Raw genomic sequence first — 19,965 nt, 5'->3', positions numbered from 1 at the left:
TATGCAAGTGGTTTACATCAACAAGCTATCATCAGGTGAATCGATCTTTAAGGCGCTAGATTCTCCAGTGAGGATAAATATTATTGAGACACTTTCTGAGCATAATGGGATGAATATGAACGAACTAGCGAAGCATCTTAATTTAACAAACGGTGCGGTTACGATGCATATTAAAAAGCTCGAGGAAGCAGGCATTATCCAGACATTTTCCAATTATGCGAAGAATGGCATCCAGAAAAATTGCTTTTTGGTTGAGGATAAAGTATTAATCGAGTTCGGCACTAAAAAGGAAAATAACATCTACGAGACAGAGCTACGCGTAGGACAATATAGCAATTACAAAGCAACGCCGACATGTGGTATGGCAACCAAAGAAATGATTGTAGGTGAATTTGATAATCCACAGGTGTTCGCGGACCCCAACCATATTGATGCGGGTATCATTTGGCTTACGACGGGTTTCTTGGAGTATCGCATTCCGAATTACACGGTAGGACGTAAAATGAGTGAGCTGCAAATTTCTTTTGAAATCGGGTCGGAAGCACCATATCATAAGGAAGATTGGGTTTCTGATATTGAATTTTATGTGAATGAAATGTATGTAGGATACTGGCAAAGCCCTGGAGATATTGGAGGCGTCAAATTTAGTGGGAACCCGATCTGGTGGCCACCACATTTGAATCAGTATGGCTTCTTAAAATTGCTGCGAATAAATAGACAAGGATCTTTTATAGATGGACGAAAAATCTCGGATGTGACGATTGATCAGCTTCAGGAGGGGCGAGCAGAAGAACCGTTGCTGCTGCGTCTTGCTGTGGATCCGAATGGCGAGAATCCACGGGGATTAACCATTTTTGGACAACATTTCGGTCGATATGAACAAGGTATTCTTGTAAGAGTTATAACAGAGGAATAACAGTAAACGAGATATGATGATCTACTAAAAAGACGTCATTCAAACCACGGTGTATGTGGAATGGATGGCGTCTTTTGTTCGTTTTGTTCTAAAAATGTCCAAATATTTTGAGTGCATCATGATTGACATCGCTTTCACTCGAGCGTATAATCCAGATTGAAGTTTAGGTATATTTAAACTATTTTAAATCGACCTAAACTACAATAATAATGAGAGGATTGGGATCATACATGGCAAATCCTAGTTCGGGCAAACAAAGTTGGTCAGACCGAAAGCGATTTACGAGAATTATTCCGATGCTTGCAGTGATGTACCTGCTTGCATTGATCTGTCGGAATAACATCGGCTACGCTTTTGGGGGTATGAATGAATCGTTTAATTTGAGTGCTACGATTACCGGGCTTGTAGGGGGGATATTTTTTATTGGTTATCTTCTCTTACAAATTCCAGGTGGTCACTTTGCGCAAAAGGTAAGCGCGAAGAAAATCATTACGATTTGTATGATTGCATGGGGGCTTGTGAGTATCTCGATGGGCTTAATTCAAAGCGGGAATCAGTTACTGATTATGAGATTCTTGCTTGGGGTCAGTCAAAGTATGTTATATCCAACGGCACTCATCCTGATCGGGAAATGGTTCCCGCAGAGCGAGCGTGCTAGAGCAATTGGATATTGGTCAATTGGAGCGACAGCGTCTAGTTTTATCGTAGGGCCGCTATCGGGGTTCTTGGTTGATATGTTCTCATGGAAAATGATGTTTGTGATTCAAGGGATTCCAGTTCTAATTGGGGTATTCTTCTGGATCTGGCTCGTGGCTGAGAAACCTTCAGAAGCGAAATTTCTAAGTGATGCAGAGAAGAAATACTTGGAAGAGGAGTTCGCTAAGGACGCATTAGCCCAACAGGGCAGTGGTCAGGACAACTGGAAGTTGGCGTTGAAGGATAAATTCGTTTGGATTTTGACGCTTGTATTCTTACTTAATAACATGTTCAACTACGGTCTCAGTATTTGGTGGCCAACAATCGCAAAATCATTTACGGGTTCTAGTTATACGATTGTAGGGATGTTATCCACTTTAGCACCATTGATTGCATTGCTCGTTATGTTCATCGTTTCGAACCATTCGGATAAAACAGGTGAGCGTAAATGGCATGCTGCGTCCATACTTTTGGCAAGTGGACTAGCACTGCTCGTATCTGCTTTGACGGGCGCTTCTCCGTTCATATCGGTTGCATTTATTCTACTAGCACAAGGGATTTGGGGGGGCTTCAGTGCGGTATTCTGGTCAATCCCATCGATTATCATTAGTTCGGCAGCAATTGGTGCTGCAACAGGGTTGATTAACGGAATCGGGAATTTGGGTGGATTCGTAGGTCCTTATCTATTCGGATATCTGATTGACTCTACAGGCAGTACGAAGGTCGGATTGTTCTTTATTGTCGGTGTACAGTTGCTAGCGGGTATTCTCCTTGCTACGCTTCGTAATCCGAAACTAAAGGCGGCACAGCTAGAAATTCAGCAGAAAAATAAAGATCGCATGAAAAACGAAGGAGTGAGTAAGTAATGTCGACGAAGGCTAAATTTATTCTAGATAAGGATTATGTCATTTCTAAGATTGATAATCGTATTTATGGTTCTTTTATTGAAAATCTCGGTCGTTGTATTTATGGAGGGATTTATGATCCTACGGATCCGACTGCTGACAAAGATGGATTCCGGCAGGATGTAATTGATGTTGTGAAAGAGCTTAATGTCCCAATGGTTCGTTTGCCAGGTGGTAACTTTGTTGCTACATATATGTGGGAAGATGGTGTTGGACCACGTGATCAACGTCCCCGTAAACCGGATTTAGCATGGAAATGTATTGAGACGAATCAAATAGGAACAAATGAATATATGGATTGGGTTAACCGCATCGGTGCAGAAGCGATGATGACTGTAAATGTAGGAACAAGAGGGATTCTAGATGCGTTAAATCTACTCGATTATTGTAATCGTGAAAAAGGAACGTATTACAGTGATTTACGTGTTTCCCATGGATACAAACAACCCCACAACATCAAAACCTGGGCAATAGGTAATGAGTTAGATGGGGTATGGCAAGTAGGGCAGAAAACACCGTTTGAGCATGCACGCATTGCAAGAGAAACAGCGAAAGCGATGAAACGGCAGGACGGCCGTATCGAAGTCGTAGTAGCAGGAAGTGCAGGTCAGGAATATCCAACTTTTGGCGAGTGGGAGCAAACCTTGATCCAAGAAGCACATCCATTTATCGACTATCTATCGCTTCATCAGTATTATCTCAATGTAGAGAAGGATACTGCAAATTTCCTTGCAAAAACTCTTGCCTTTGATGATTATATCAAATCTATTGGTAGTTTAATAGATTACATGAAGGTGAAGAACAAGTCGAACAAAGACATTCATATCTCCTTGGATGAGTGGAATGTATGGTATCATACCCGCCGTGATGATATGGCGACAATTCGTGACCGCGGGGAGGAGTGGCCGATTGCACCACACTTGCTTGAGGAGCCTTATAACTTTGAAGATGCACTCGTGGCGGGAGCGATGTTGATTGCGCTACTTCGCAATAGTGATCGTGTCAAAATCGCAGCTTATGCACAGCTCGTGAATGTGCTTGCTCCTATCATGACTGAAGAGAATGGTAAGCTGTGGAAGAATACGATTTTCTATCCTATCTATTACACATCTAAATACGGCCGTGGTACGGCAATTCAAGGCATCATTGAATCACCGAAATATGATAGCCGTGATTTCACGGATGTACCGATGCTCGACGCTGTGGCGGTGCTTAGCGAAGATGAACGTGAATTAGTTGTTTTTGCTATTAATAAATCGATGCAAGATAACCTTACAGTACAGTGTGATTTCCGTTCATTTGGTGATTTGAGAATGATTGAGCATGTCGCACTGGAGAATAACGATGTTTATGCATTGAATACACTTGCCTCACCAAATGCTGTACTGCCGGTACAAAAGGAAGTATCGAAGGATTGTACTGAGATTGTTCTATCATCGCTATCTTGGAATATGCTTCGATTTAGCATTAACTAACTTCTTAGAAGGAGGAGCGAAATGAGACGGGGACTTTGTGTTATTGTAGCTAGCTTGCTGTGTATTTCCTTGTTAAGTGGTTGCATGGGAAAAGTCACATCGGACACAGTGAAGGACAGAACTGTTATCCATCTGTGGCATCCGTTAACCGGTGGCGATGGGGATTATTTTAATGAAATTGTGAAGCAATTCAATGCATCCAATCAAAAATATGTTGTGAAGGTCTCAGTGTTCAAATGGGATGATTACAATGCCAAGCTTGCAAATGGTATCGCAGCAGATGCAGGTCCTGATCTTGCGGTAGCTCGTAACTCCTTCTATCAATTTTTGCGAACAAAGGATATGACGCTGGAGCTGTCTAATGTGGCTCGTTCAGTAGGCATTCCATGGGATGAATACAATCCATTAGCACTCTCTGTTGTGAAAGAGGGGGATAAATACTATGGCAGCCCGTTGGATACCCATCCAGTCGTCATGTTCTACAACAAGGATATTCTTGCAAAAGCTGGGGTTCTCGATGCACAAGGGCAACCCGAGTTTGAATCTACCGAGGAGGGCTTTCGGGCCTTTCTCGATAAGATTGCAAAAGTAATGCCCGCTGGCCAATATCCGATTGCCTTGCCAACCTATGCTAAAAGTGCAGAGCAATGGTACCTATGGTATACCTGGTATGCTCAGAATGGCGGAAAAGGACTGTTTAATTCGGATATGTCAGCTCCGGGTATTAATAAAGCAGCATTTTTGAAGAGTGCGAGCTTTGAACAAAGTTTATATGCCAAGCCTTACATTCAGCCTAATGATACAGACTTTACCCAAACCTTTATTAGTGGTAGGGCTGCTATATGCTTTACTGGTGTTTGGGCAACATCGAAATTTATGAATCAGCTACCTTCACTGGGTGCAGTAGCAATCCCGAATTTATGGAATGATCAACAGATCTATTATGCAGGAACCCACGTGCTTGTGATTCCTTCCAGTGTGAAGGATCCGCAACATCAAGAGGGTGCAGCTACATTTATGAAATACTTTAACGAGCATGATTTGAAATGGGCTGAAGCGGGACATGTCCCTGTTAATATGAAAGTATGGACACAAACGGATTATCTCAGCATGCCATTCCGAAGTCTGTACACCGACATTGCGCAAAAAGTTCAGTATGTTGAGCCTCAGAAGGATGTATTCGGTCTCTATGAGAACCTGCTCTCTCCGGGCTTGGAGATGATCTGGCGGGGAACACTCACACCAGAGGAAGGTTATCGTAAAATAACATCTGATCTTCAATTCTATTTAGATTACTAAGAGGGAGATATGGGGATGTCGAACAAGATGAAGAAGGAGAACCGATACCGATATCTGTTGTACATTGTTCCGTTTATGATTATATATTTGGTCTTTACGATTTGGCCGATCATGTATGGTCTGTTTATGAGTGTTTATAAATGGGGAATTACAGGTCCCATATCCTATACAGGTTTAAATAATTATATATACTTATGGCGGGATAGCCAGTTCTGGTCATCATTGTGGCATTCTAGTTTCTTTGTTTTGTTATCCACGCCATTGATGATTCTATTAGCATTAGGAACGGCCCTAATGTGTAATCTAAATACACCGTTAAAAAGCTTTTTTCGGACAGTTTTTTTTCTTCCTTCGGTGCTATCAGTGACTGTTATTTCCTATTTGGGAATCTATATATATAACCCTTCGATTGGACTAATGAACACATTATTACGCTTTGTACATATCCTACCTCCTGATGCTAGCATTTCGTGGTTGGGTCAGACAGGTACCGCATGGTTTAGTATTCTGTCGGTAACTTTATGGTGGACGGTAGGTACGAATATGCTGTTATTTCTCGCAGCGCTGCAGGATATACCTGACAGTTATTACGAAGCGGCATCCTTAGATGGAGCTACAGCTTGGCAACGATTTCGCTTTATTACAGTGCCTCAGCTGCTACCAATTACAAGTACGATTGTGATGTTACAAATTATCGCTTCCTATAAAGTGTTCCCTCAGATCTATTACATGACAAAGGGTGGACCGAACAACACGACAAAGCCGATCATTCAATACATTTATGAGCAAGGATTTACGAACGATCGCATTGGGTATTCCGTGTCGATGTCCATTCCGATGTTTTTGATATTATTTATACTTGCACTGATTCAGCTACGATTACGTCGAAAAATATCTGAGGATGTGTTGTAAATGAAACCGCGCTTAAGTGCTATACTGTTTGCTTTTATATGTACGCTTACGTTCTTATTACCCGTTCTTTGGATGACTGTCATCGCTCTGAAGCAGAATGCAGAGAAGATTAACTCTTTTGTCGATTGGTTCAGTCCACCTTACACCTTCGATAATCTTGTGCGTATTTTACGAGACACGATGTTATTGCAATGGTTAAGTAACAGTTTAATTGTTGCTGTACTGCATAGCCTTCTTGTGATCGTGTTGTGCTCCCTGACTGCTTATGCTTTATCGAAGCTGAATTTACCGGGAGGAAAATGGATCTATCTATTAATTATTGCGGGGATGATGATTCCTGTTGAGGTCATCGCAATCGCTCAGTTTCAGGTGGCTAAAAATCTACATTTGCTCAATACGTTGACTGTGCTCATTATTCCAGGTGCAGCAGCCCCGTTTACTGTTATCGTATTAAAGGTGTTCATGGATGCGATTCCGAAGGAATTGATGGAAAGCGCAGAAATAGATGGTGCGGGTAAATTCACGATTTTTTGGCGTATGATTATACCCATCGGTTCTTCTTCACTATTTGCATTAGGAATTCTAGCCTTTTTGCAGTCATGGAACAGCTTCCTGTGGCCATTCCTAGTCATTACGGATATGACTAAATTTACATTGCCGGTCGGAATCCCAACGCTACTAAGCTCCTTCACTGTAGATTATGTGACTCCGATGGCGATCAGTCTGCTCTCGTCACTTCCTGCGATTATATTCTTTTTGATTTTCCAGAAAAAGATTGTGAAGGGCATCGCGTTTACAGGGATAAAGGGGTAGACCAAAAAAAGGATACTTAGCCGCATATCAGCAAGGGCTGATTGATGTGGGGAGTATCCTTTTACAAATGGATTATTTCAAAAGCTTGGAGATATAGGATTCGATCTGCTGAGGAGTAGTTTTAGGAGCGAACCGTTTAAGAACACGTCCTTCTTGGTCAACCAGGAATTTGGTGAAGTTCCATTTTACGCTTTTTGAGCCTAAGACACCCGGTGCTTCCTTGGATAAATATTTGAATAGTGGATGAGCTTCATCGCCTTTTACATCAATCTTTTCGAACATCGGGAATGTTACTCCATAATTAATCTCGCAGTATTCTGAAATTTCATCACTATTGCCAGGCTCTTGCCCTGCAAACTGATTGCTTGGGAAGCCAAGCACTTCGAATCCGCGATCTTTAAATTTCTCGTATACTTCCTGAAGCCCTTTATACTGGGGAGTAAATCCACATTTGCTAGCTGTATTCACAACAAGGAGCACTTTGCCTTTGTACTTGGATAATGATTCCTCTGCACCCCGAAGAGTGTTGACTTCAAAATCATAAATACCCATGGATGCCACCTCCTTTGTAATTTCGAACTTTAATTTGTAGCAATTTAATTGTACACCATTTATGACGTGGAGCCAAATAAGAAAGTATTGTGAATCATTAACGTCCATGCGTTACGTTTCAAATTGCGCCAGTTGTTTAAAGTAGAATTGAGGTTCAATTAATGTTTATAGATTAAATGTATCTGTATATATTTAATGGAAATAATGGCTGAATAGAGACGTTGATCATAAAAGAGTGATAAATAGCCTCCGTGTTAGCCGTCTTTGGTTGACATCACCCTTAAAATTCTTTAATATGTCTAAGTATCTGAGAATATGTTGCGTGTGCAATTTACAACCAAAAATTTAAATAATGGGTGATGAAGATGTCTTACAGACCGAATATTACGAATGTGACCAAAGCCAGCAGCAACGATAAGGAAGGATTGTACGAGTTCATTATCAAGCTTGCTGATGGAACGGAGTGCCGCGCGTTTTATAATCGGGTTCCGGAATGGAAAATGACGAACATCAGCCGCCTGCTTAAAACTCCATGTCCAATTTGCCGCAAAGACTTCATCTGCAAATGCATGGAAGCATTCACTGCTGATTTCGAAGGACAAATGATCGGCGATCAATGGATTGAAAAGGCAATTGCTGAATAATTAAAGAACGGTACATGTTGGCGCGGGATTGATATCCCGCGTTTTTGTTTACCCAAAATATGCGATACACTTATCTTTATTAGGGAGGGGGAGTCATGGACGAGGAGCTGAACATTATGCAAAATAAATCCATTGTGTTAATTGATGGGGTGTGTCATCTTTGCCAGGGGTTGATTCGTTTCATCATCCCGCGTGATCCCAAGGCCAAATTTCTATTCGCGCCTTTACAAAGTGAAATTGCCGCTAAGCTAATGCATGAGGCTGGACTTCCGACTGGACAATTGAACACGGTTGTATTGCTGGAGAACGGTGTGTGTTATACAGAGTCAGCCGCAGTACTGCGCATTGCGCGTAGACTGAGATTTCCTTGGCCTGTAACGTATGTGTTCATCGTAGTGCCGCGACCAATCCGTAATGCCCTGTACCGGTATGTAGCTAAGAATCGTTACCGTTGGTTTGGACGTGATGAGCAGTGCTTACTTCCAACACCAGAGATTAAACAACGATTTTTGTGAACCGGAATTTGGGTAGTCATGGCTAATCCGGTGAGACCAAGCTAAGCACTATGCAAGTCATACAAAATGAGGAGATGAATTATGAATAAAGGAAAGCCTAAAGGATTTATGCGTTTCGATTGGCCTTATCATTTTGTAACAATGCCGCTTGCACTAATCTTGTTTGTATGGTCGGCGATTTATGCTGTTCAAGAGATACGTGATGATGGTGCTTTAACGGCGCCATTGCTGTTATTCGGCTTGTCCTTATGCCTACTATTTGCGATTACAAGAATTCGTATATATGCGACAAAAAATCAGGACCGTATAGTGAGAGTGGAAGAACAGTTCCGGTATTTCCGTCTGACGGGTGAGGCTTTGAGCCCAGAGCTTGAATTAGCTCAAATTATAGCACTGCGTTATGCAGGGGACGATGAGTTTCCAGCACTGTGTCAGCGGGCAGTGAAGGAGAAGCTCAAGCCTGCCGATATTCGGTCTGCCATTAAGAACTGGCGTGAAGATAAGATGAGAGTATAGTATCCAGCTAGTGTGCGAAAAAACTTATTGCTGCCTTCTTATATATATGCTACTATAGCTGTAAATTAAAGGAATAGTGACGGAAGCACCGTTCAATTACCGTATCCACGGTTATTGTCGGTGCTTTTTTTGCTGTCTTTTTTTGAGACAATAATGGATTTTCTTCTTATCGAAAGGAGAGTGGTTTCATGGCGGCAAGGATTGTGCTCGCAGTGCGTGAAAGTCAATATATCGAACCATTGCTGCACTATCTACATCACAGTGAGTACGGGGAAATGCTACGTATTACGGCTTTTAGTCGAATGGATGCTTTTATTGAATTTATGAGGGGGGAGGATATCCCAGATGCTGTTGTGGGGGACTCTTCTTTCATCGAGACCTGGATAGTGGAGGGAAGAAACACAGTTCCATGGGCAGTCTTGAGTGAGGATGGAGGTTATCTCAGTAAGAGTGCTAAAGGATTGGCGGGAGGCGTGATGATTGCAAAGTATCAGGCGTTACCTTCTCTTCTGGGAGCATTTCTTCAGCTTTGTGAAGTTCAAAGAAGTAGAGGTACCTCCGTGCTAGATGAAACACTGTTGCTGGGTATTGTCTCTTCTAGCGGGAACACAGGCAAAACCACGATAGCACTAAATATGGTCAAGCAGCTTGGTGAAATGGGCCTCTCGGTATTTTATCTGAACCTTGAAAGTGTAGACAGTAGTGGATTGTTTCTCCGGCTACCTGCAGGAAATACACCTGGACTAGAGCGGCTGCTTTATGAAATAAAGGCCAGCCGAGATAAGGGTGAAGCGGATACGATTGAATTAGGACAATACTTCATTAGATATGATCACCTCCGAAGTGCTGCTTTTAGGCCGGTTAATAATGTGAAGGAAATGCTACAGATGACTATGCAGGATACGCTAGATTTGCTAGAGCGGCTAGTAGCGGAGAGAAACTTTGACATTGTAATTGTGGATACCGGAAGCATTGAGGAAGAACGAGCTAAGGCGGTGCTTCATAGATGTGGAATTCTATTGTGGGTGCTGAGAAATGATGCTGTAAGTGTACACAAGACGATGAGATGGCTGTCGCATTGCAATACTCCTAATTCGGGTATGCCATCCCATGTAGTAGATAAGAGTAGATTTGTAGTGAATTTTGCTACGGATATTTCGGATGAGTGGGTGCCGCCAGAAGGAATTACGATTGAAGGAGCGTTCCCCTTTATTCCTTCATGGACACTCCAGCACCGCGAGGAGCTCTTTTTGAATTCTCCACAATTTCAGCGAGAAATCCTGCAGCTATGTAAGCGGATAGTTGAGCCAGCGCTTCCGCAGGTATTTACCGGGAAGAACTTGCATGAATGAGGAGATGTTCAGGGCGCTTCGGAGCGATATTCGTGCAGGACTTGACGTAACTTCTGCCGTAGAGAACCGTGAACTCACCAGTTATATTGAACGGACGGTTCTAGAAAGTGGAAGTCTCCGTTATTTAACAGCACAGGAGAAGCATGAGCTTGTGAAGAGATTATTCGACTCCTTCCGAGGATTGGATGTGCTTCAGCCATTAGTGGATAATCCGGCGATCACGGAGATTATGATCAACAGTCATACTGATATTTTTATAGAAGAGGAAGGTCAGATTCGTCGTCTTCCTTTGGAATTTGAATCCAGCAGCAGACTGGAGGATATTATCCAAACCGTGGTCTCCGGTGTTAACAGGGTAGTGAATGATTCCTCTCCTATCGTTGATGCTCGGCTGAAGGATGGATCCCGAGTAAATATTGTACTTCCACCAGTCTCGCTGAAAGGGCCAGCGATGACCATTCGTAAATTCCCAGAGACACCAATGACGATGGATGAATTAGTAGGGCGTGAAGCCTTAAGTCAGGAAGCAGCAGAGCTACTGCAAATTTTAGTAGCTGCTAAATACAACATTTTTATTAGCGGTGGAACCGGCTCGGGAAAGACCACTTTTCTAAATGCGTTATCTCAGTTTATCCCCTCACATGAGAGGGTCATTACGATAGAAGATTCCGCTGAGCTACAGATTGTAACGGTGCCAAATCTTGTTTCACTAGAGACTAGGAATGCCAATACAGAAGGTAGAGGGGAGATTTCCATTCGAGAGTTGATTCGTTCTTCGCTGCGGATGAGACCTAATCGAATTGTTGTAGGTGAGGTACGGGGAGCGGAATGTCTTGATATGCTGCAGGCGATGAACACTGGCCACGATGGTTCACTATCATCGGGTCACTCAAATAGCGCGCACGATATGGTTAGTCGACTGGAGACGATGGTGTTAAGTGCTGCGGATCTGCCGGTAACGGTTGTTCGTCAGCAAATCTCATCGGCGATTGATATTTTCGTACACTTGTCCAGGCTGCGTGATCGATCTAGGCGAGTGATGGAAATTAGTGAGGTTGCGAGTCTAAAAGATGGAGAAGTAGTCTTGAATCCTCTATATGAATTTCAAGAGTCCGGTGAGCGAGAGGGAAGGGTACAAGGGGGGCTGGTTTCTTGTGGAAACCCGCTAATGCATACCGCAAAGCTTAGAATGGCAGGTGTAACCTCCTACCCGTTATCACAGCATGGATTCTGAAGTCTAAAAGGAGGTAAGAGGTAGTGCTTAAGCTTAAGATTACTGCTGCAAAGCCTGTGGAAGCAGATTCTGGAGGTCGTTCATTATTGCCGGATTATACGGTATACGAGTTGACCTTTATACAGAAAATTCTGGCTATCGCTGTAGGTAGTTTGTTGCTGTTTGGAGTGGGATATCTTTTTTATCATCACTGGATATTGTCGTTACTACTAATGCTGGGCGGTCTTTATGCACCTCGTATGCTGCGTAATTATTTGCTTAAAAGACGCCGAAGTGTGCTTAATGTTCAGTTTAAACAGACGTTATTCTCGCTGTCTTCCTCACTTTCAGCCGGGCGTTCGGTCGAGAATGCTTTCCGGGAAGCGGTTCAGGATCTGCGTATGCTTGATCCGGAAGGGGGCGGCGATATGATCTCGGAGCTAAATATTATCTGTACGCGCATGGAATACGGTCAGCCAGTGGAAGAAGCGCTTCGTGATTTCAGTGAAAGAGCAGGAATGGAGGATATCGAGCGGTTCGCTGACGTGTTTTCTGTCTGTAAACGAACAGGTGGTGATCTTGTAGAAGTAGTGCGCCGTACGTCAACAATTATCGGGGAGAAGCTGGATATCCAGCAGGATATTGCTGTAAGCATAGCTCAGAAGAAATTCGAGGCTAAGGCGCTGCTAATATCCCCATTGATCATGGTGATCTTTATGAGTTTAACTGCCGGGGAGTATATGGAACCTATGTACACGGGAGCAGGGATATCTATATCGACGCTCGCCCTTGTGGCTTTGTTCTTATGTTATCTCTGGACTACTAAAATAATGGACATTCCGCTGTGAGGGGGATGGAATCATGCGATGGTTATGTGCAGTAGGCACTATTGTTTTACTTGTTGTTTGGGTTATCTTGCGATTTCAATGCGGGAAAAGGTACGCCGGATTACGAGGGCTTCCTATGGATGGCTTACGACTTCGGAAGCTGGGTGAACCGCTGTTGTTGCTCATTGAGAAAAGCGGCATCGTCAGCCGATTTCCATCGTTGATGTTCAGAATTCAACGTTCCCTGCAGCGAAGTTATGGTATGCGTTACAGCGCAGAGCGAACCCTGCTATTCACGGGTGAGATGTTAAGCTACGGCTGGCTGCTGCTAGTGGGTGGGAGCTTAATCACTTGGGTCAGCGACGATCAGACAGGCGTGATTTTGGGTTCTTTTTTGGCAGTAGCTCTACCAGCGGCAATGGTCAGTGACTTACATAAAAAGGTGAGGGTAAGAGAGCAAAATATTATGCTCGAATTGCCAGAGCTTCTGAATAGCATTGTGCTGCTGGTTGGAGCAGGTGAGACTGTGCAACGGGCGATTATCCGCTGTGTGGAAAGCTACCGAGGTGATATTAATCATCCACTGTATATGGAGCTTAGGATCATGACCAGTGAATGGGAGGGGGGTTATTCATTTCAGCAGGCTTTCGAAAATTTCAGTAAGAGATGCGCTGTGCAGGAGGTGTCGTTATTCACAACGACGGTACTGCTGAATTACCGCAGGGGTGGAGCAGATTTTGTGTTGTCGCTGCGTGATCTATCGCGGATGCTGTGGGACAAACGGAAGGCTATTAGCCGGACACGTGGGGAGCAGGCTTCCTCAAAATTGGTGTTTCCGATGGTAGTTATCTTTTTAATAGTAATTGTGCTGGTGGGAACGCCAGCTTTCATGATGTTAAAAATGTAGGAGGGTGAAACTAATGATGATGACAATGTTAAGTGGTGCGAAGAGCTTTTGGAATGACGAGGAAGGCCTGGGGACACTGGAAATGATTCTGATTATTGCTGTGCTGATTGCGGTCGTTCTTTTGTTTAAGGACAAAATTCAGGAGGTAGTGGAGGCTTTGATTAAAACTGCGGGAGAAAAGAGCCAGGAAGTATTCGAGTGAACAAGCTTAAGGACGATCGAGGTAGCTTTACCATTGAAGCTTCTCTTCTGTTGCCGATGGTCATGTGTATTACGATGCTTCTTCTGTTCTTCTGTTTGTACAGCTACCAGAAGTCTATGCTGCTGCAAGTGGCCTCAGGGGCTACTGAGCGTGCGGCTTACAATTGGGACAACAGCCATAAAGAGGTTTCTGGCTCCTATGCTGCTGGTGAGTATGACTCCCTTTATTGGAGAATTGGAGACGATGCTTTGCTAGCCTCATTATTCGGCGGAGAAGCTGGAAGTGGTGGCGTGACTATAGAGTTACCTGGTGAAGTGTCAGATGAAAGTGATTTACCAGTGCTTAAACTCAGACATTCGTCCTCTATGATTCCGAATAATATGCCGGGAAATATGAACTACGCATATTCGCTTACCGGACGGAAAGTAAACGCTGAGTTAAATCGTCTACTGCACTTACCTGTGCTTGATGAAGTCCTGTCAGATGAGGCGAGACCCAAGGTAAAAGCTCAATCTATCATCGCTGAGCCTGTTGAGTTTATTCGTACGGTCGACCTGATGCGTTACTTCGGGGCTAAGTTTAAAGGAGGCTCGGAGGGGAGTGGATCTGCAGTCAACATGGAGAAGAAGGATGCTTCCGCAATGATGACCAAGCTTCAGAAGGAATGAATATACCTTTGCTAGTGGAGCTTGTATTCATACAGAGCGGGGATAAGGAGGGAGGTTTTGATGAGAAGCATCTTTACCAGCTGCCTTGTTAACGGAAAGAGTCGGAAGAGTCATAGACAGGGGCAGATTAAGAGCAAAACGGAAGGTTCGGTCTCGATTTTCCTAATCATGGTGCTAGCTTTCGTCTTTTTATTTACCGCTGTGCTGATTGATTATGCACGGATTGCTGCATTCAATGTTCAGGAAGAACGTCTAGCTGGGGCTAGCGTCCGCTCTGTAATGTCATCCTACAATGTTGAGCTACGAGAAAAGTATGGTTTATTCGCATTCGGAGAGAGTGACGGGGATATGCTGCTGTCCCAGGTGTTAAATGATAATTTGTATAAAAGTGGTCGGAGTGATGCATTCAACCTCGTACCCATCGCGCTGGAATCCTCATCTTTGGAATGGAGTCGACCACTTGGTAGCTATGATGTTGTTCGAAGACAAATACTGGAAGAGATGAAATATAAGGCTCCGGTAGATTTCGCTTTGGAGCTGGCAGGTAAATTCAAGCCAATGTCAGGAGTAATGGCAGAGGCCTCTCGGGCTACTGAATTACTCAGTAAGCTGCAGCCGCTTTATGACGAGCGAGAAGAGGCATTGGATCTTATGTTAGAGCGGAGAAGCCAAGCTGCGGAGAGTGGAAGGGGGTTGCTTTTATGGATCATGAATCCTCCCGGTGAGTCCATTTCAGGCAGTTCGCTCGGAAGTATGCAATCGGCCGCGGATATACCCGCACAGTATAGCGACTACCTTGGAAAATACTACGATGATCTTTATCGTGATAGTAAAAATCCAGCAAAGTACACCTATCAATTGTCACTCTACCAGAGTCGAACTAATGAGATGCTATCGCGACTTCCTGCCTTATTAACAGCTTTTCATGAAGAACATGGAAGATTAATAGAGGAAGCGAAAGAAGCATTAAACAAGGCACAGCAATTGAATGACGAGATGAGAGATGTATTGGAACAGTCTCGAATGGAGGGCGGAAATCTATCGGATGATCCTGCTAATGACTGGGATATTCCGGGAAGCTCAGGTGAGATAAGCTCAGAGCCACTTAAAAAGCTACGTGAGCAGGAAGAGGCGTTGATTCTCTCCTCGACTGATTTAAGTCGTATGGAGAATAGTTTATCCACGCAACATAGGGCTTATGACGCTATTGAACCGATAGTAACAGGTTTGTCAGGAGTATTAAATGAAGCTTTGGGTGTTTATGGTGACTCCTACCGAATGATTTCCTCTGTTCTTGAAGCTTCACGTGTGATGAATAACTATCTAGAAAATTACGGTGAGAATGGAAGTATTGTCACTAGTGATTTGGCTGTTATCGAACAGCACCGTAGCTCAGATAAAGAGCGTAAGCAATTGGAGAAAGAGGCTAAATCGAAGCTGGGTGAGGGAAGAGCATTGCTCGATAAGATTCGATTGATGGGTGAAGGGGTGACAGATTCTCTGGAAGGCTATCAAACACTTCGTCAATACTATGAGGAGAATGTTGCTTTTAATGAAGGATTATTAACTGATTCACTCATTAAATCTGAAGTTAGCTTAGACCCGTATGCTGCTGGGAGCTCGGCGATGGAGGATATGGACGGAATCTATGCAGCAATGGGTGGCATTATGGCAGGAGCAAGAGACAGGCTTTTTCAAACAGAGTATTCTGCCCACTATTTTCAGCATTTTGATGTTTCGAAGTTAGCTACTTTAGCACCGGGTTCCGCAGAGAGCACAACCGAGCTTACAGACCAGCTTAACCCTCACGCACAGGAGCTAGAATACATTCTTTATGGATTTCATAATCCCGCTGGAAATGTGGCCGCAGCCTATGCTGAAATATTCGCGATGCGGCTGTCCATTCGAATGATGGAAGGTTTTATAGAGAAGGCAAGCTTGGGAAATCCGCTGGCTGTTCTGGCCGCGGCACTGTTGTATGGTATCCAGCAAGCCTTTCAGGACATGCTGCTGCTATGTGAGAAGAATGAAGTTCCTTTGTCCAAATACTTGCCAGCCAAGCTGACTTATCGTGATCATTTACGTTTGTTCATGATGATGCATGGAGGTGGGGACGTTCAGTTATCTCGGATACTGGCTCTAATCCGTCTGAACACAGGAATAAATCCAGATGAAAAAAACACATATGTATCATCGAATATTAGGCTCGGAATGCGGCTATGGTTTCTGCCAGGTGTAGTGAAGCTATTGGATTATAGCGCTGGGTATTCTGGAGATGTGCAAGGCAGTACATATTTGAGAGCAGTGCAAGCTGATTTTTCCTATTAGCGGGAGGTTAGAAAGGATATGAGGGACGGGTACCGGATTAGGGGGGAGACGAAGGAAGATGGCAGCATGGTAGTAGAAGCGGCGATGGTTCTTCCGATCTTCCTACTGTTTGTTCTGTTCCTGATTTCTATCGTACAGATGACCTTGTATTCGACAGCCTTACAAAGCACAGCATCCGATACTGTGAAATCTATTTCAACGCATATGTACCCGGCAGCTTTGGCGGTGCAGAAATGGGGAGCAACAAGTGAAACTGATGCTGATCCAGTGAAGGGTGGTACGGATCTATCCGCTGGCAATCAAGCTAAATCGAATTGGACGATTCCCCGCTTGTCACTTACAGATTGGGGCAGTAGCTATGCAATGTCATTACCCAAGCCGCTGAATGAGTGGGTCATGTCGGCTTTAGAGAAGGGCGAGGGACCTCTGCAGAAGCTACAGGCTGAGACCTCTGAGAGTGCACTGGATCTAGCGATTAAACCCTTATTGAAGCCGTATCTGTCATCAGAATTACTGGATTATGAGCGAATTCATGTATCCAACATTATCGTGCCTGAGTTAAAGAAGGATACCCGACCTTACTTTGGATTGGTTGTTAGCTATGAGCTACCAATGAAGGTGCCCTTTCTAAACCAAAGCATTGTCCTAGAGGCAAGTGCTGTTGAACGTCTTTGGATCGGGGATACAGGAGAGGGTATAAATAAGGTCGTTGACGGTACTGGAAAACCAGAGGATTTCATTGAGATTTTAGAAAAACCGAATCCAGCTGTAGCCAATAAACAAGGCAAGGTTCGTGCCAAAATTCCGCCGAATGCTTCCGCTAACTTGTCCGTATTTTATAAAAGCGGGGGGAGCACTGCTAAGTATTTAGGCTGGAAACAAGCGGATGCGGAGGGATATATCGAGTGGGAGTGGAAAATTGGTGTAAATACCACACCGGGCTCGTGGCCATTTGTAATACAGCTCGATGATGGGAGATCTATTGAGGTTATGTTCACAGTAGTGAAATGAGTGGAGGGGAAAGGAGTGTAATCTATGGCGGAGTGGGCCTTCTGGGGGTGTCTGCCGTTTCTGGCAGCAGCACTTATTACAGATATTAAGTCAATGAGAATACCAAACTGGATCACTGTGTCAGGCTTGCTTGCGGGTCTGCTTGCTCAAGCGCTGATGAACGGCTGGGATGGACTGTTGAAGGCTGGTGTGGGTGCTACTGCAGGATTTACAGTGCTTCTGATCATGCATTTGGTGGGGGCGGTTGGTGCGGGGGATGTTAAGCTTTTTGCCGGGATCGGGGCGTGGACAGGAATATTGTTTACGTTGCAGGTCGTGATGTACTCCGTACTGTTTGGAGCTTTAATAGGGTGGCTAATTGTCTTAAAGAGACGGGAGACAGGCAGACGTTCGCGTAAGATCATTAGTACAATTTCTGGATTCATATTATTGAAGAGCCATTTCCTATTAAAAAATAAAGATAGTGAACTTTTGAGATTTCCTTTCATGCTGGCTGTAGTCCCCGGTTCCATATGCGCTTATCTATATTTTTAATTTAGGAGGTGATACTTGTTGTTCGGATTAACCCGTGACTTTATGCAGCAGGACGGTATATATATGATGCTTGGCGAACCAGAAGGGATGCCGGCATGTAAGCTTAATATGGTTCAAGCTCGTATGCTGATGAACACTGACATTCCTCATCATTTAAGATTGTTACTTAGGGAAATCGATTTGAAGGTTACCATGGAATATGCTGTTTCGCGTAAAAAAATGCTTAGTCATTTGCTCAAAAGTGAGAAGCTGAGCATGACCTCATTTTTTGGATTACTTCTGCAAATTTCTCAAGGGATGGAAGATGGCAGGTTATATATGCTGCGGGCGGATCAGTATGCTTTGCATGAAGATTATATTTTTATAGAAGGAACATTGCAGAGTGGGAAGGTATACCTCACCTACATCCCTATTCAAGGGAATGTGCCTGCTTCTAGGCTGGGAGAGTCCCTCAAGTCGCTGATCATGGTGCTAATGGCGTCTATCACAGAGCTTACGGGCAGTGGTGTTCAGAGATTATTGCAATACTGTGGTGAAGAAGAATTTACACCAGCAGGCTTAAAGGGTCTTCTCTCAGAGTTGTTAACGGAGGGAGATTCTAGTAGAAGAGCATTCAATAGTAATGAAGAAATGGCACCCAGCACACTTAAGATGACAGAAGCGCGTCCGATAGAACCAGAAAGGCGAATGCAAGAAAGAGCAAAGGAACTGTTTGTGAATGAGGTAGCTGCTCCCCAGAAAAAAATAAATGAGCGGAATGAGGAAAAGGTTCTAAATACGCCACATAACTCAGCTCCTTGGTTAAGTAGTTATCCCAGTCTAAAAATAAAAGAAGAGGAGAGGTCGCCTCATTTTCTAGAGGATGATACGTTGACGAATTCACAATCCTCAAGTACAAGAACTTATTTAATTCTAGGATGCTTATTGGTAGATGCTTTATTATGGAAATTTCTATATTTGGATAGTCCAAAGCTATTATGGCTAACGGTTTGTGGCATTGCAACGATCGTATTGGCTGTCTTTAGCTGGATGGTATGGAGCGGAAGGCTAAGGCTTGGAGATGACGAAGAAAAGGATCATACAAGTGAAGATGCTGAAGATACAAACTGGAGTTCGAGTCGAAGAGAATTGGAATGGAATTTCGGTAGGAATCCAGTAAGTACTGCTCGTCAGGCGGCATCGATTCCAAAGGCAGATCAGCATCAACCTGATCCCTTATCTAGCGTTCCATCTGCACGATTTGAATCAAGATCAGAGGAACATAGTTTTGTAACACCACCAGTGCCTGTAGCGCCAACGGCCTTATTATCACGGGAAGAAACACCTGAGCAAGGCAAACGAAATGACAAGATAGCTCGAAATGTTCCTTATCTCAAAAGAAGCGATGAGGAAGAGGCGGAGGTGGAAACCATTGCGTTAAACCGAACTAGCTTCATCATCGGCCGCTCGGCAGAAGTAGCTCAGTATGTAGAAAGATCAGAAGGAGCATCAAGAGTGCATGTTGAGATTTCTAGGAGCCCAGACGGGTACGTTCTAAAGGATCTGGACTCCAGAAACGGGACGTTTTTTCAAGGCGAAGCCATGATCCCTTATAAAGAATACCCGCTGACAGAGGGGGCCGTATTTAAGATTGTAAAAGGAAGTTACACATTCCACATGGGATGAAGGGTACAAGAAAAG

At 43.9% G+C, this 19,965-nt stretch carries 20 protein-coding genes; 19 read left to right on the top strand and 1 reads right to left on the bottom strand.

Features of this window, described 5'->3' with window-relative positions; translation table 11 throughout:
• Nucleotide 1: 1 nt before the first annotated feature.
• From NSS67_RS28310 to NSS67_RS28285, 6 genes are all read left to right on the top strand, one after another.
• Nucleotides 2-916, top strand: a complete 915-nt coding sequence (locus NSS67_RS28310) for a winged helix-turn-helix transcriptional regulator (protein ID WP_339317085.1) — start codon at nt 2-4, stop codon at nt 914-916.
• A 230-nt stretch (nt 917-1,146) separates the two neighbouring features.
• Complete coding sequence (locus tag NSS67_RS28305) at nt 1,147-2,478, top strand: MFS transporter (RefSeq protein WP_339317083.1); 1,332 nt, start codon at nt 1,147-1,149, stop codon at nt 2,476-2,478.
• Complete coding sequence (locus tag NSS67_RS28300) at nt 2,478-3,992, top strand: alpha-N-arabinofuranosidase (RefSeq protein ID WP_339317082.1); 1,515 nt, start codon at nt 2,478-2,480, stop codon at nt 3,990-3,992. The genes NSS67_RS28305 and NSS67_RS28300 overlap by 1 nt, the downstream gene beginning before the upstream one ends.
• Before the next feature lie 21 nt (nt 3,993-4,013).
• The gene (locus NSS67_RS28295; RefSeq protein ID WP_339317081.1) at nt 4,014-5,291 is read left to right on the top strand and encodes an extracellular solute-binding protein; all 1,278 of its coding nucleotides are present in this window, start codon (nt 4,014-4,016) and stop codon (nt 5,289-5,291) included.
• Nucleotides 5,292-5,306: 15 nt separating this feature from the next.
• Nucleotides 5,307-6,203, top strand: coding sequence for a sugar ABC transporter permease (locus NSS67_RS28290; RefSeq protein ID WP_339317080.1), 897 nt, complete (start codon nt 5,307-5,309; stop codon nt 6,201-6,203).
• Nucleotides 6,204-7,016, top strand: a complete 813-nt coding sequence (locus NSS67_RS28285) for a carbohydrate ABC transporter permease (protein ID WP_339317078.1) — start codon at nt 6,204-6,206, stop codon at nt 7,014-7,016. It begins immediately after the preceding gene.
• A 72-nt stretch (nt 7,017-7,088) separates the two neighbouring features.
• Here the strand turns inward: NSS67_RS28285 and NSS67_RS28280 are convergent, their stop codons facing one another.
• Nucleotides 7,089-7,568 (bottom strand): glutathione peroxidase, encoded by a 480-nt coding sequence (locus NSS67_RS28280; RefSeq protein WP_339317076.1) that lies wholly within the window; start codon nt 7,566-7,568, stop codon nt 7,089-7,091.
• A 365-nt stretch (nt 7,569-7,933) separates the two neighbouring features.
• On the opposite strand from NSS67_RS28280, the gene NSS67_RS28275 reads away from it, so the two are divergent.
• The 13 genes from NSS67_RS28275 to NSS67_RS28215 all read left to right on the top strand — a co-directional run bounded on the left by NSS67_RS28275 (nt 7,934) and on the right by NSS67_RS28215 (nt 19,950).
• Nucleotides 7,934-8,212: a hypothetical protein gene (locus tag NSS67_RS28275; RefSeq protein ID WP_149645199.1), complete on the top strand. Its 279-nt coding sequence runs from the start codon at nt 7,934-7,936 to the stop codon at nt 8,210-8,212.
• Between the two features lie 95 nt (nt 8,213-8,307).
• Nucleotides 8,308-8,727 (top strand): thiol-disulfide oxidoreductase DCC family protein, encoded by a 420-nt coding sequence (locus NSS67_RS28270; protein ID WP_339317074.1) that lies wholly within the window; start codon nt 8,308-8,310, stop codon nt 8,725-8,727.
• Between the two features lie 81 nt (nt 8,728-8,808).
• Nucleotides 8,809-9,243, top strand: coding sequence for a DUF6526 family protein (locus NSS67_RS28265; protein ID WP_339317072.1), 435 nt, complete (start codon nt 8,809-8,811; stop codon nt 9,241-9,243).
• Nucleotides 9,244-9,431: 188 nt separating this feature from the next.
• Nucleotides 9,432-10,595, top strand: a complete 1,164-nt coding sequence (locus tag NSS67_RS28260; RefSeq protein WP_339317071.1) for a hypothetical protein — start codon at nt 9,432-9,434, stop codon at nt 10,593-10,595.
• Nucleotides 10,588-11,829 (top strand): CpaF family protein, encoded by a 1,242-nt coding sequence (locus tag NSS67_RS28255; RefSeq protein WP_339317070.1) that lies wholly within the window; start codon nt 10,588-10,590, stop codon nt 11,827-11,829. The genes NSS67_RS28260 and NSS67_RS28255 overlap by 8 nt, the downstream gene beginning before the upstream one ends.
• Nucleotides 11,830-11,852: 23 nt before the next feature.
• On the top strand, nt 11,853-12,656 hold the full coding sequence (locus tag NSS67_RS28250; RefSeq protein ID WP_339317069.1) for a type II secretion system F family protein: 804 nt from the start codon (nt 11,853-11,855) through the stop codon (nt 12,654-12,656).
• Between the two features lie 13 nt (nt 12,657-12,669).
• A complete protein-coding gene (locus NSS67_RS28245) occupies nt 12,670-13,542 on the top strand; it encodes a type II secretion system F family protein (protein WP_339317067.1) in 873 nt (290 codons plus the stop codon).
• 13 nt (nt 13,543-13,555) lie between these two features.
• Nucleotides 13,556-13,744, top strand: coding sequence for a Flp1 family type IVb pilin (locus tag NSS67_RS28240; protein WP_339317065.1), 189 nt, complete (start codon nt 13,556-13,558; stop codon nt 13,742-13,744).
• Nucleotides 13,741-14,412, top strand: coding sequence for a TadE family protein (locus NSS67_RS28235; RefSeq protein ID WP_339317063.1), 672 nt, complete (start codon nt 13,741-13,743; stop codon nt 14,410-14,412). Before NSS67_RS28240 ends, NSS67_RS28235 begins: the two co-directional genes overlap by 4 nt.
• A 60-nt stretch (nt 14,413-14,472) precedes the next feature.
• Nucleotides 14,473-16,740 (top strand): hypothetical protein, encoded by a 2,268-nt coding sequence (locus tag NSS67_RS28230; protein ID WP_339317061.1) that lies wholly within the window; start codon nt 14,473-14,475, stop codon nt 16,738-16,740.
• Between the two features lie 18 nt (nt 16,741-16,758).
• On the top strand, nt 16,759-17,751 hold the full coding sequence (locus NSS67_RS28225) for a TadE/TadG family type IV pilus assembly protein (protein ID WP_339317060.1): 993 nt from the start codon (nt 16,759-16,761) through the stop codon (nt 17,749-17,751).
• Between the two features lie 24 nt (nt 17,752-17,775).
• Entirely contained in the window at nt 17,776-18,285 is a 510-nt protein-coding gene (locus NSS67_RS28220) for a prepilin peptidase (protein WP_339317059.1), read from the top strand.
• 18 nt (nt 18,286-18,303) lie between these two features.
• Nucleotides 18,304-19,950 carry a DUF6382 domain-containing protein gene (locus tag NSS67_RS28215; RefSeq protein WP_339317058.1) on the top strand — a complete coding sequence of 549 codons (1,647 nt, stop codon included), beginning with the start codon at nt 18,304-18,306 and terminating at the stop codon, nt 19,948-19,950.
• Nucleotides 19,951-19,965 lie beyond the last annotated feature (15 nt).

The organism is Paenibacillus sp. FSL R10-2734, from assembly GCF_037963865.1.
Classification (GTDB): domain Bacteria; phylum Bacillota; class Bacilli; order Paenibacillales; family Paenibacillaceae; genus Paenibacillus_AQ.
The sequence above is the reverse complement of the archived record's forward strand: the minus strand, read 5'-3'. Positions and strand labels throughout refer to the sequence as shown.